Source organism: Klebsiella sp. GL120222-02, from assembly GCF_003097195.1.
GTDB lineage: Bacteria > Pseudomonadota > Gammaproteobacteria > Enterobacterales > Enterobacteriaceae > Klebsiella > Klebsiella variicola.
In genome coordinates, this window is the sequence record NZ_QEQO01000013.1 from 24756 (window position 1) to 37163 (window position 12408).

Consider the following 12408-nt stretch of genomic DNA (forward strand, 5'->3'; position numbering starts at 1 on the left):
TTTTATTCCTCGTTTGCTGCCCGGAAGCCATTTTCCAGGTCGGCAATTAAATCTTCACCATCTTCAATACCGGTTGAAATACGCAGAAGCGTTTCTGAAATTCCGGCGGCGGCACGCGCTTCAGGCGCCATGCCGGCATGCGTCATCGTTGCCGCATGGGAAATCAGGCTTTCAACGCCCCCCAGCGATTCCGCCAGTGTAAACAGCGACAGCCCGCTCAGGAAACGGCGCAGCGTCTGCTCGTCACCGTCCAGCTCGAAGCTTAACATTGCGCCAAAACCTTTTTGCTGACGCGCCGCAATTTCATGCCCCTGGTTTTCCGGCAGCGACGGATGATACAGCTTTTTCACCAGCGGCTGGGTTTTCAGATACTCAACAATCGCCAGGGCATTACGCTGCGCCACTTCCATACGCGGAGACAGCGTCCGCAGACCGCGCAGCAACAAATAGCTGTCGAAGGCGCCGCCGGTGACGCCAATATTATTCGCCCACCATGCCAGTTCGGTGACAGTCGCCGGATCGTTGGCAATCACCACCCCGGCAACCACATCGGAGTGGCCATTCAGGTATTTAGTACAGGAATGCAACACCAGATCGGCGCCCAGCGCCAGCGGGTTTTGCAGCGCCGGGCTCAGGAAGGTGTTGTCCACCACGCTCACCGCGCCTGCCTCACGCGCCAGACCACAGATTTTCGCAATATCCACCACCCGCAGCAATGGATTACTTGGGCTTTCGACCAGCACCAGCTTCGGTTTTTCCGCCAACGCCGCCCGCAGCGCCTGCTCATCATTTTGATCGACGAACTGGACGCGATAACAGCCGCGCTTCGCCAGGCTGTCGAACAGACGGTAGCTGCCGCCGTAGCAGTCGTGCGGCGCCACCAGCAGATCGCCCGGCTTAAGGAACACCGTCGTCACCAGCAGGATCGCCGACATACCGGTATTGGTCAGCACCGCGCCGGCGCCACCTTCCAGCTCCGCTAAGGCGCGCTGCACCACATCACGCGTCGGGTTGCCGCGGCGGGAGTAGTCGTGGGCGCGAGGTTCATTAAAGCCGGTAAAGTTATAGGTACTGGAAAGGTGGATCGGCGGGACAACGCAACCGTACTGCTCGTCGTCATTTAAACCGCTACGCACTGCGATGGTGGCCTGTTTACGCGTCATGTTGGGAAGTTCCTGGGCTGAATCGGTGAAAAGTCAGGCTCCAGAGTAAACATTGTCACAATAGACGTCAATACATCTGGACATCTAAACTTCTTTGCGTATAGATTGAGCAAAGTGCAAATAGCCGTTAAAATTATATGCATTAGCGCACGTCGGTAGCGGCTTATCTCATGTTAGAAAGCGCGCTCATACGGTAAACTACGCGCAATTATAGCCCGGGCGGAATATTCTGGCCCTTCACTAATAAACAGAGGATTAAGGTATCTCATGGCTGAATGGAGCGGCGAATATATCAGCCCATACGCTGAGCACGGTAAGAAGAGTGAGCAAGTAAAGAAAATTACGGTTTCCATTCCTCTGAAGGTGTTAAAAATCCTCACCGATGAACGCACGCGTCGTCAGGTGAACAACCTGCGTCACGCGACCAACAGCGAGCTGCTGTGCGAAGCGTTCCTGCATGCCTTTACCGGACAACCGTTGCCTAACGATGAAGACCTGCGTAAAGAGCGCAGCGATGAGATCCCGGAAGCGGCGAAAGAGATTATGCGTGAACTGGGGATCGACCCGGATACGTGGGAATACTGAGTTGATAAAAAGGGCGGAAGCAATCTTCCGCCCTTTTTTGTGTCCCGCGCAGGCTGGCGAGAGGCACAAAAAAGCCGCCCTGAGGCGGCTTTTTCTGGCAACTTACTTGCTGCCCGGGATGCTGAAGCGCTTGTTGAAGCGGTCAACACGGCCACCGGTAGCAACATCACGCTGTTTGCCGGTGAAGAACGGGTGGCATTTACCGCACACGTCGAGGTTCAGGTCGTGACCAACGGTGGAACGGATTTTCATGACATTACCGCAAGAACAGGTAGCAGTAATTTCTTCGTATTTTGGGTGAATACCTTTTTTCATGGGAGAACCTCAGTTAAGGCCGCGTCGCTCTTCCAGCCCTAACGCCAGACACCACGCGATATTAATAATTTCCCGTCGTCTTCCACACTGCTGACAGCGCGAAGCGTACGGTAATGGTCAATCTCCAATGCGGTATAAAGTGCATTGAAGGCGGCGAATCATACAGAATTTGACCAGCATATGCAAACTGATCCGCGCCGCCTTATCGTAATGTGTATACTATCCCGCCAGATTTCAAGTCAGGAAGATGACATGCCCGTCGCCCACGTTGCCCTACCCGTTCCGCTACCGCGCACCTTTGACTATCTGCTGCCTGATGGCATGACGGTCAAAGCGGGCTGTCGGGTGCGGGTGCCGTTCGGCAAACAGGAGCGGATCGGCATTGTCGCGGCGGTGAGCGAGCGCAGCGAGCTGCCGCTGGATGAACTCAAACCGGTCGCCGAAGCGCTGGACGACGAGCCGGTCTTCTCTGGCACCGTCTGGCGACTGCTGATGTGGGCGGCTGAGTATTACCATCATCCGATTGGCGATGTGCTGTTCCATGCGCTGCCCATTCTGCTGCGCCAGGGCAAACCCGCCAGCGCGACGCCGCTGTGGTACTGGTTCGCCACCGAGCAGGGGCAGGCTGTCGACCTCAACGGTCTGAAACGCTCCCCAAAGCAGCAGCAGGCGCTGGCGGCGCTGCGCCAGGGAAAGATCTGGCGTCATCAGGTTAGCGAACTGGAATTTAATGAAGCGGCGCTGCAGGCGCTGCGTGGCAAAGGGCTGGCGGAGCTGGCCTGTGAAGCGCCCGTCCTCACCGACTGGCGCAGCACGTATTCGGTTGCCGGCGAGCGCCTGCGTCTGAATACCGAACAGGCCACCGCCGTCGGGGCGATCCACAGCGCTGCCGATCGCTTCTCCGCCTGGCTACTGGCAGGCATCACAGGCTCAGGGAAAACGGAAGTCTACTTGAGCGTGCTGGAGAATGTACTGGCGCAGGGGCGCCAGGCGCTGGTGATGGTGCCGGAGATCGGCCTGACGCCGCAAACTATCGCCCGTTTTCGCCAGCGCTTTAATGCGCCGGTGGAAGTGCTGCACTCCGGACTCAATGACAGCGAACGTCTCTCGGCCTGGCTGAAGGCGAAAAACGGCGAAGCGGCCATTGTGATAGGCACTCGCTCCTCGCTGTTTACGCCGTTTAAAGATCTCGGCGTCATCGTCATCGACGAAGAGCATGACAGCTCCTACAAACAGCAGGAAGGCTGGCGCTACCACGCCCGCGACCTGGCGGTATGGCGCGCTCACAGCGAACAGATCCCGATTATTCTCGGCTCGGCGACGCCGGCGCTGGAGACCCTGCACAACGTCCGCCAGGGCAAATATCGGCAGTTAACCTTAAGCAAACGCGCGGGCAACGCGCGTCCAGCCCAGCAGCACGTGCTCGACCTGAAAGGACAGGTGCTGCAGGCGGGTCTGTCACCCGCGCTGATCAACCGCATGCGCCAGCATCTGCAGGCGGATAACCAGGTGATCCTGTTTCTTAACCGCCGCGGCTTTGCGCCGGCGCTGCTGTGCCACGACTGCGGCTGGATCGCGGAGTGCCCGCGCTGCGACAGCTACTATACGTTGCACCAGGCGCAGCACCATCTGCGCTGCCACCATTGCGACAGTCAGCGCCCTATCCCGCGCCAGTGCCCTTCCTGCGGTTCCACACATCTGGTGCCGGTGGGTATCGGCACCGAGCAACTGGAGCAGTCCCTGACGCCGCTGTTCCCTGGCGTGCCTATCTCGCGTATCGACCGCGATACCACCAGCCGTAAAGGGGCGCTTGAGGAACATCTCGCCGCAGTCCACCGCGGCGGCGCGCGCATTTTGATCGGCACCCAAATGCTGGCCAAAGGCCACCACTTTCCGGACGTGACCCTCGTCTCCCTGCTGGACGTCGACGGGGCGCTATTTTCCGCTGATTTCCGCTCCGCAGAGCGTTTCGCTCAGCTCTATACCCAGGTCTCCGGACGAGCGGGCCGGGCAGGAAAACAGGGCGAAGTGATCCTGCAAACCCACCATCCGGAGCATCCTCTGCTGCAGACCCTGCTGTATAAAGGCTACGACGCCTTTGCCGAGCAGGCGCTGGCCGAACGCCAGACGATGCAGCTACCGCCGTGGACCAGTCACGTGTTGATACGTGCTGAAGACCATAACAACCAGCAGGCACCGCTTTTTTTACAGCAGTTACGTAATCTCTTGCAGGCCAGCCCGCTGGCCGACGATAAACTGTGGGTGCTCGGTCCGGTTCCGGCGCTGGCGCCGAAGCGCGGCGGCCGCTGGCGCTGGCAAATATTACTGCAGCACCCTTCGCGGGTGCGCCTGCAGCACATCGTTAGCGGTACGCTGGCGTTAATCAATACGCTACCGGAGGCGAGAAAAGTGAAATGGGTGCTGGATGTCGATCCTATTGAAGGGTAAGGCTTCTCTTGCGAGCCGGATCGAAAAATTCAACAAGCATCACGTTTTTCATGAAAATTCTGTAACTCACTGCCGCGACTATCTGATAAAAATGATGCAGCAGTTAGCGCGCAAGGGAAATGTCAGCGCCATTCAGCGAGGAGAAACCAGGTGAAGCCCAAAAAACAAGTGGTTGCCGCCACCATGAAAGACGTCGCCCTCAAGGCAAACGTTTCCACGGCAACCGTGTCCCGAGCGTTGATGAACCCTGATAAGGTGTCGCAAGCCACCCGTAACCGGGTCGAGCAGGCGGCGCTGGAAGTCGGCTATTTACCGCAGTCGCTCGGGCGAAATATGAAGCGCAACGAATCGCGGACGATCCTCGTGATCGTGCCGGATATCTGCGATCCCTTTTTTAGTGAAGTCATCCGCGGAATTGAAGTCACGGCCGCCGAGCACGGTTATCTGGTGTTAATCGGCGATTGCGCCCACCAGAACCAGAAAGAAAAAACCTTTATCGACCTTATTATCACCAAGCAGATCGACGGCATGGTGCTGCTCAGCTCGCGCCTGCCATTCGACGCCAGCGTGGAAGAGCAGCGCAATTTGCCGCCGATGGTCATGTCGAACGAATTCGCGCCGGAGCTGGAGCTGCCCACCGTCCACATCGATAACCTGACGGCGGCCTTTAACGCGGTGAACTATCTCCACGAACTGGGACACCAGCGTATTGGCTGTATCGCTGGCCCGGAAGATATGCCGCTGTGCCATTATCGTCTGCAGGGTTACGTGCAGGCGCTGCGTCGCAGCGGTATCACCGTCGATCCGCACTATATCGCTCGCGGCAACTTTACTTTCGAAGCCGGCGCCAATGCGCTGGAACAACTGCTGGCGCAACCTGTGCCGCCCACCGCGGTCTTCTGCCATAGTGATGTGATGGCGCTGGGCGCCTTGTCGCTGGCGAAACGCCGCGGCCTGAAGGTGCCGGACGACCTGTCGATTGTCGGCTTCGATAACATCGCGTTGTCTGAATTTTGCGATCCGCCGTTGACCACCGTTTCACAGCCGCGTTTTGATATCGGCCGTGAAGGAATGCTGCTATTACTTGAGCAAATGCAGGGTCATAATGTGAACAGCGGCTCGCGTCTGCTCGATTGCGAACTGATCGTTCGCGGCAGTACGCAAAAAATCAGACGATAACCATCAGGCTTTCGGGCCTGCTCTTCTGGTCAAAGGCCCGCCGCTTAAGTAACATGGCGGGCTGACGAACAAATATAAGACAGCGAAACGATAGTGGCACAACGAGATTATGTACGCCGCAGCCAACCGGCTTCTTCGCGGCGCAAAAAGAGCACTACCCGAAGCTCAAGGAATAAGCAAAGCAGCCTTCCGGCGATTTCACCGGCTATGGTGGCGATCGCGGCGGCGGTGCTGGTGGCCTTTATCGGTGGACTTTATTTCATTACGCACCATAAGAAAGAAGAAGCGGAAGCGATGCAAAATCGCCAGGCCGCCGGTAACGGCTTGCCGCCAAAACCGGAAGAGCGCTGGCGCTATATCAAAGAGCTGGAAAGCCGCCAGCCTGGCGTCCGCGCGCCGACCGAACCGACCGCCGGTGGCGAGGTGATGAAACCGGAACAGCTGACCGACGAGCAGCGCCAGCTGCTCGCCCAGATGCAGGCCGATATGCGCCAGCAGCCGACCCAGCTGACCGAAGTGCCGTGGAACGAACAAACCCCGGCACAGCGCCAGCAGACGTTGCAGCGTCAGCGTTTAGCACAGCAGCAACAGCAGCAGTGGGCGCAAACTCAGCCGCAGGCCGTGCAGCAGCAGCCGCGCGTCCAGCAGCCGAAGCCGGTGCAACAGCAACAGCCGAAGCAGACCGCGTCGAACCAGCAGCCGTACCAGGATCTGCTGCAGACGCCGGCGCATACCAATACCACGCAGCCACGTACGCAGGCCGCCGCGCCGGTAACCCGCGTGGAGGAAGCGCCGAAAGCCGCCGAGAAGAAAGACGATCGTAGCTGGATGATCCAGTGTGGCTCCTTTAAAGGCGCCGAGCAGGCCGAAACCGTCCGCGCTCAGCTGGCTTTTGAAGGGTTTGCTTCACATATCACCACCAACAACGGCTGGAACCGCGTAGTCATTGGCCCGCTGAAAGGCAAAGAAAGCGCCAACGAGATGATCACCCGTCTGAAGATGGCCGGACACGCGAACTGCATTCGTCTCGCCGCCAGGGGTTGAAACCCTCAAAATCCCCCCCATCTATAATTGCATTCGGCCCCGCGGACAGCGCGGGGCCCCTGTTCCGCTTTTGCAACCAAGGGGTCTGCTCGTGACTACAATTGTAAGTGTTCGCCGTAACGGCCATGTTGTTATTGCCGGTGATGGCCAGGCCACGCTGGGCAACACCGTGATGAAGGGCAACGTGAAGAAAGTGCGTCGTCTGTATAACGACAAAGTGATTGCCGGTTTTGCTGGCGGCACCGCTGACGCCTTCACGCTGTTCGAACTGTTTGAACGTAAACTGGAAATGCACCAGGGCCATCTGGTGAAGGCCGCCGTTGAGCTGGCCAAAGACTGGCGAACCGATCGGATGTTGCGCAAGCTGGAAGCGCTGCTGGCCGTCGCGGACGAAAACGCGTCGCTTATCATCACCGGTAACGGCGACGTGGTACAGCCAGAAAACGATTTGATTGCTATCGGCTCCGGCGGTCCTTACGCCCAGGCCGCGGCCCGCGCGCTGTTGGAAAACACCGATATGGGCGCGCGCGACATCGCCGAGAAAGCGTTGGATATTGCAGGTGATATCTGCATCTATACCAACCATTTCCACACCATCGAAGAATTACCTTCTAAAGCGTAAGGATCTCCCATGTCTGAAATGACCCCACGCGAAATTGTCAGCGAACTGGACAAACACATTATCGGCCAGGACGCCGCCAAGCGTTCTGTTGCTATCGCCCTGCGTAACCGCTGGCGCCGGATGCAGCTTAACGAAGAGCTGCGTCATGAAGTCACGCCGAAAAACATTCTGATGATCGGCCCAACCGGCGTCGGTAAAACCGAGATTGCCCGTCGTCTGGCGAAACTGGCCAACGCGCCGTTTATTAAAGTTGAAGCGACCAAGTTCACCGAAGTGGGCTATGTTGGTAAAGAAGTAGACTCGATCATCCGCGATCTGACCGATGCGGCGATCAAAATGGTTCGCATGCAGTCCATCGATAAGAACCGTTACCGCGCGGAAGAGCTGGCGGAAGAGCGCGTGCTTGACGTGCTGATCCCACCGGCGAAAAACAACTGGGGCCAGGCTGAACAGCCGCAGGAACCCTCTGCTGCGCGCCAGGCGTTCCGCAAGAAACTGCGTGAAGGCCAGCTGGACGATAAAGAGATTGAAATCGATCTCGCTGCGGCGCCGATGGGCGTTGAAATCATGTCCCCTCCGGGCATGGAAGAGATGACCAGCCAGCTGCAGTCCATGTTCCAGAACCTCGGCGGTCAGAAGCAGAAACCGCGTAAGCTGAAAATCAAAGACGCGATGAAGCTGCTGATTGAAGAAGAAGCGGCCAAGCTGGTCAACCCGGAAGAGCTGAAGCAGGAAGCCATCGACGCTGTAGAGCAGCACGGTATCGTCTTTATCGACGAAATCGACAAAATCTGTAAGCGCGGCGGCAACTCCTCCGGCCCGGACGTGTCTCGCGAAGGCGTACAGCGCGACCTGCTGCCGCTGGTTGAAGGCTGCACCGTCTCCACCAAGCACGGGATGGTTAAGACCGACCACATTCTGTTTATCGCCTCCGGCGCGTTCCAGGTGGCCAGTCCGTCCGATCTGATCCCTGAGCTGCAGGGGCGTCTGCCGATCCGCGTTGAGCTGAAAGCGCTGACCACCCATGACTTCGAGCGCATCCTGACCGAGCCGAATGCCTCCATCACCGTGCAGTACAAAGCGCTGATGGCGACCGAAGGGGTGAATATCGAATTCACCGAAGACGGTATCAAGCGTATCGCCCAGGCCGCGTGGCAGGTAAACGAAACCACCGAGAACATCGGTGCGCGTCGCCTGCATACCGTGCTGGAGCGTCTGGTGGAAGATATTTCCTATGATGCCAGCGAGATGAACGGCCAGACCGTCATTATCGATGCCGAATATGTGAGTAAACACCTGGATGTTCTGGTGGCAGATGAAGATCTGAGCCGTTTTATCCTATAATCCGGTGCAATGCATTTTCATCACTGTTGATGGGGGCTATAGCCCCCATTTTTATTGGCTAAAATAACTATGACTGATATCAGCCGTTCTCGGGCGTGGCTGGAAAGCCTGCGTCCTAAAACGTTACCGCTGGCCTTTGCCGCGATTATTGTTGGCACCACCCTTGCCTGGCAGCAGGGCCATTTTGATCCCTGGGTTGCTCTGCTGGCGCTGATCACCGCTGGCTTGCTGCAAATTCTTTCTAACCTGGCGAATGACTATGGCGACGCGGTCAAAGGGAGCGATAAACCCGATCGCATCGGGCCGCTGCGCGGCATGCAGAAAGGGGTGATTACCCCCCAGCAGATGAAGCGCGCTCTCATCGTCACCGTCGCGCTGATCTGTCTGTTTGGTCTGGCGCTGCTGTGCGCCGCCTGGCAGAGTGTCGGCGATTTTATCGGCTTCCTTGTGCTGGGTGGCCTGTCCATCGTGGCCGCCATCACCTACACGGTGGGCACCCGCCCCTATGGATATATTGGTCTGGGTGATATCTCAGTACTCGTTTTCTTCGGCTGGCTGAGCGTCCTCGGCAGCTGGTATCTGCAAGCCCATAATGTGGAAGCGGCCATTTTTCTGCCGGCGACAGCCTGCGGTCTGCTGGCGACCGCCGTGCTGAACATCAATAATCTGCGCGATATCGACAGCGACCGGCAGAACGGGAAGAACACCCTCGCCGTGCGCCTGGGCCCGGTCAATGCCCGCCGCTATCATGCCTGCCTGCTGCTCGGCGCCCTGCTGTGTCTGGCGCTATTTAACCTGCTGGCGCTGCATTCAGCCTGGGGCTGGCTGTTTATTCTCGCCACCCCGCTGCTGGTGAAACAGGCGCGCTACGTCCTGCGCGAATCCGATCCGCTGGCGATGCGGCCAATGCTCGAAAAGACGGTTAAAGGGGCCTTACTGACCAACCTGCTGTTTGTCATCGGAATTATTGCCAGTAAGCTGATGGCTTAACTGACAAATATCAATTAACAATTGATGATTTTGCCAACAATGGGATTCGCGGGATATACTAAAAACTCTCGCAGCAACTGAACGTTAAGCCTATGAAATACGATACTTCCGAGCTTTGTGACATCTACCAGGAAGATGTCAACGTCGTGGAACCGCTGTTCTCTAACTTTGGAGGACGGTCGTCGTTTGGTGGACAAATCATTACGGTAAAATGTTTCGAGGATAACGGGTTGCTCTATGATCTGCTCGAGCAGAACGGCCGTGGTCATATTCTCCTGATCGACGGCGGCGGCTCAGTACGACGCGCGTTAATTGACGCCGACCTGGCGCGTCTGGCCGTACAGAATGAATGGGAAGGGTTAGTGGTCTATGGCGCGGTGCGCCAGGTTGACGATCTTGAGGAACTGGACATCGGCATCCAGGCGCTGGCGGCTATTCCGGTCGGCGCGGCTGGCGAAGGCATCGGCGAAAGCGACGTGCGCGTCAATTTCGGCGGGGTGACCTTCTTCTCCGGCGACCATCTGTATGCCGATAACACCGGGATGATCCTGTCGGAAGACCCGCTGGATATCGAATAAACCCTCCGCCATAAAAAAGGCCTTCTCCATGAGAAGGCCTTTTGTTTATCCGACGCGCAACTTAGTACAGTTTCTTCGCGCAATCCAGCCAGTCGTTCTTGAACGGACGCTTCATGTTCTCAATGGCATCGATGATGTCGTGGTGCACCAGCTTCTCGTTCTGGATGCCGACGCAACGGCCGCCATGGCCTTGCAGCAGCAGCTCAATTGCATAGGCGCCCATGCGGGAAGCCAGGATGCGGTCGTAAGGAACCGGGGAACCGCCGCGTTGAATGTGGCCGAGGACGGTGGCGCGAGTTTCACGCCCGGTTTCTTTCTCGATGTAGCTTGCCAGCTCGTCAACGTCGCACATGTGCTCGGTGATCGCCACGATAGCGTGTTTCTTACCTTTCGCGATACCGGCTTTGATTTCGGCCACCAGATCGTCACGGGTGTATTCCACTTCCGGCACCATGATGAACTCACAGCCGCCGGCAATCGCCGCCGCCAGGGTCAGGTCGCCGCAGTAACGGCCCATCACTTCCACCACGGAGATGCGCTGGTGTGAAGAAGAGGTGTCGCGCAGACGGTCAATCGCTTCCACCACGGTGCTCAGGGCGGTGAAAAAGCCGATGGTGTAGTCAGTGCCTTTGATATCGTTGTCGATGGTGCCCGGCAGACCGATGCACGGGAAGCCCATCTCGGTCAGGCGCATTGCCCCCATATAGGATCCGTCACCACCGATAACCACCAGCGCATCCAGGCCGCGCTTCTTCATGTTTTCGATAGCCACAGCGCGAATGTGTTCTTCGCGGAATTCCGGGAAGCGAGCGGAGCCCAGGAAGGTGCCGCCGCGGTTGATCATGTCGGAAACGCTGTAACGGTCGAGCTGAACCATACGGTCTTCATACAATCCGAGGTAACCGTCATAGATTCCAAAAACTTCCAGACCTTCCGTTAATGCCGCGCGCACCACGCCACGAATTGCTGCGTTCATGCCCGGCGCATCACCGCCACTTGTCAACACACCGATTTTCTTAATCATGACTACCTCTGAACTTAGGAAGCAAAAAATAATTCTGTTGCCTGAAGCGCTCCCTCACCAGGAGTGCACGACGCTAATGACAATAGTATATCAAACGCCTCAAGCTGAATTGATTCAGGTCAGACCAAACGGCGGTAATTTATACAAAAAATGCCGATCTGCCCCACATTTTTACATCGAGTTTACAGACTATAACCTAACGCTCAAAAAAGCCCTGCTGCGCCGCTGGCACCACAGAACTGGGATCCTGATGGATAATGACATCGGAACCCGGGAAACGGCGCAGAATCGCCTGCTCCACCTGGTCTGCAATCACGTGGGCTTGCACCAGCGGGAGGTTATCTTCCATTTCCAAATGAATCTGAATAAAGCGGGTCGGCCCTGACTGCCGCGTTCGTAGATCGTGCGCCCCGCGGATGCCGGGCCATGCGGTCACGATGGTGATAATGTCCTGACGCTCCTCGTCAGGCAAGGCGCGGTCGAGTAGTGACTGAACCGCCTCATAGCCCATCCGCAGCGCGCTATATAAAATATAGATGCCAATTCCTAAGGCAAACAACGCATCGGCGCGATGCCAGCCGTACCAGGAAAGGCCCAGCGCCACCAGAATAGCGCCGTTCATCATAACATCAGACTGATAATGAAGCATATCCGCCCGCACCGCCTGGCTCTGGGTTTTTCGCACCACCCAGCGCTGGAAGGTCACCAGCGCCAGCGTGCTGAACAGGGCGATCAACGTGACGACGACCCCGACGCCAGCGGCCTGCAGCGGCTCCGGACGCACCAGGTGCTGGATGCCGGTGAGAAACAGAAACAACGCCGAGCCGGAGATAAACATGCTTTGCGCCAGCGCCGCCAGCGATTCCGCTTTGCCGTGGCCAAAGGTATGCTCTTCATCAGCAGGTTGCAGCGAATAGCGAACCACCAGCAGGTTGGTCAGCGAGGCGGCAATATCCACCAGCGAATCCACCAGCGCAGCCAGAATACTGACTGAACCGGTATACCACCACGCAAAAATTTTGATCAAAAGTAACGCGGAGGCCATGGCCGTCGCGGCGATAGCGGCGCGGCTGACCAACCGGCCATAAGATTGATTCATATAGGCTCCTTCTCCTG

Annotated in this window: 12 protein-coding genes; 8 read left to right on the plus strand and 4 right to left on the minus strand. The window is 57.4% G+C overall.

Going from position 1 to position 12408, the window contains the following annotated elements:
- Window positions 1–2 precede the first annotated feature (2 nt).
- Window positions 3–1163: a cystathionine gamma-synthase gene (metB, locus tag N438_RS26025; protein WP_008807867.1), complete on the minus strand. Its 1161-nt coding sequence runs from the start codon at window positions 1161–1163 to the stop codon at window positions 3–5.
- 267 nt (window positions 1164–1430) lie between these two features.
- Between metB and metJ the strand changes: the two genes are divergently transcribed.
- On the plus strand, window positions 1431–1748 hold the full coding sequence (metJ, locus tag N438_RS26030) for a met regulon transcriptional regulator MetJ (RefSeq protein ID WP_004107547.1): 318 nt from the start codon (window positions 1431–1433) through the stop codon (window positions 1746–1748).
- A gap of 102 nt (window positions 1749–1850) precedes the next feature.
- On the opposite strand, the gene rpmE is transcribed toward metJ, so the two are convergent.
- On the minus strand, window positions 1851–2063 hold the full coding sequence (gene rpmE, locus N438_RS26035; protein ID WP_008807868.1) for a 50S ribosomal protein L31: 213 nt from the start codon (window positions 2061–2063) through the stop codon (window positions 1851–1853).
- A gap of 252 nt (window positions 2064–2315) precedes the next feature.
- Between rpmE and priA the strand changes: the two genes are divergently transcribed.
- The 7 genes from priA to rraA all read left to right on the plus strand — a co-directional run bounded on the left by priA (window position 2316) and on the right by rraA (window position 10268).
- Window positions 2316–4511, plus strand: a complete 2196-nt coding sequence (gene priA / locus N438_RS26040; protein WP_008807869.1) for a primosomal protein N' — start codon at window positions 2316–2318, stop codon at window positions 4509–4511.
- 150 nt (window positions 4512–4661) lie between these two features.
- On the plus strand, window positions 4662–5690 hold the full coding sequence (gene cytR / locus N438_RS26045; protein ID WP_002882921.1) for a DNA-binding transcriptional regulator CytR: 1029 nt from the start codon (window positions 4662–4664) through the stop codon (window positions 5688–5690).
- Window positions 5691–5783: 93 nt separating this feature from the next.
- Window positions 5784–6734: a cell division protein FtsN gene (ftsN, locus tag N438_RS26050; protein ID WP_116696584.1), complete on the plus strand. Its 951-nt coding sequence runs from the start codon at window positions 5784–5786 to the stop codon at window positions 6732–6734.
- Between the two features lie 91 nt (window positions 6735–6825).
- Complete coding sequence (hslV, locus tag N438_RS26055) at window positions 6826–7356, plus strand: ATP-dependent protease subunit HslV (protein ID WP_002882918.1); 531 nt, start codon at window positions 6826–6828, stop codon at window positions 7354–7356.
- A gap of 9 nt (window positions 7357–7365) precedes the next feature.
- Complete coding sequence (gene hslU / locus N438_RS26060; RefSeq protein WP_008807871.1) at window positions 7366–8700, plus strand: HslU--HslV peptidase ATPase subunit; 1335 nt, start codon at window positions 7366–7368, stop codon at window positions 8698–8700.
- 69 nt (window positions 8701–8769) lie between these two features.
- Window positions 8770–9690 carry a 1,4-dihydroxy-2-naphthoate polyprenyltransferase gene (menA, locus tag N438_RS26065; protein WP_008807872.1) on the plus strand — a complete coding sequence of 307 codons (921 nt, stop codon included), beginning with the start codon at window positions 8770–8772 and terminating at the stop codon, window positions 9688–9690.
- 92 nt (window positions 9691–9782) lie between these two features.
- Window positions 9783–10268 (plus strand): ribonuclease E activity regulator RraA, encoded by a 486-nt coding sequence (rraA, locus tag N438_RS26070; protein ID WP_002882913.1) that lies wholly within the window; start codon window positions 9783–9785, stop codon window positions 10266–10268.
- A 61-nt stretch (window positions 10269–10329) separates the two neighbouring features.
- On the opposite strand, the gene pfkA is transcribed toward rraA, so the two are convergent.
- Entirely contained in the window at window positions 10330–11292 is a 963-nt protein-coding gene (pfkA, locus tag N438_RS26075; protein ID WP_002882911.1) for a 6-phosphofructokinase, read from the minus strand.
- Window positions 11293–11488: 196 nt separating this feature from the next.
- Entirely contained in the window at window positions 11489–12391 is a 903-nt protein-coding gene (gene fieF / locus N438_RS26080; RefSeq protein WP_008807873.1) for a CDF family cation-efflux transporter FieF, read from the minus strand.
- Window positions 12392–12408: the final 17 nt, after the last annotated feature.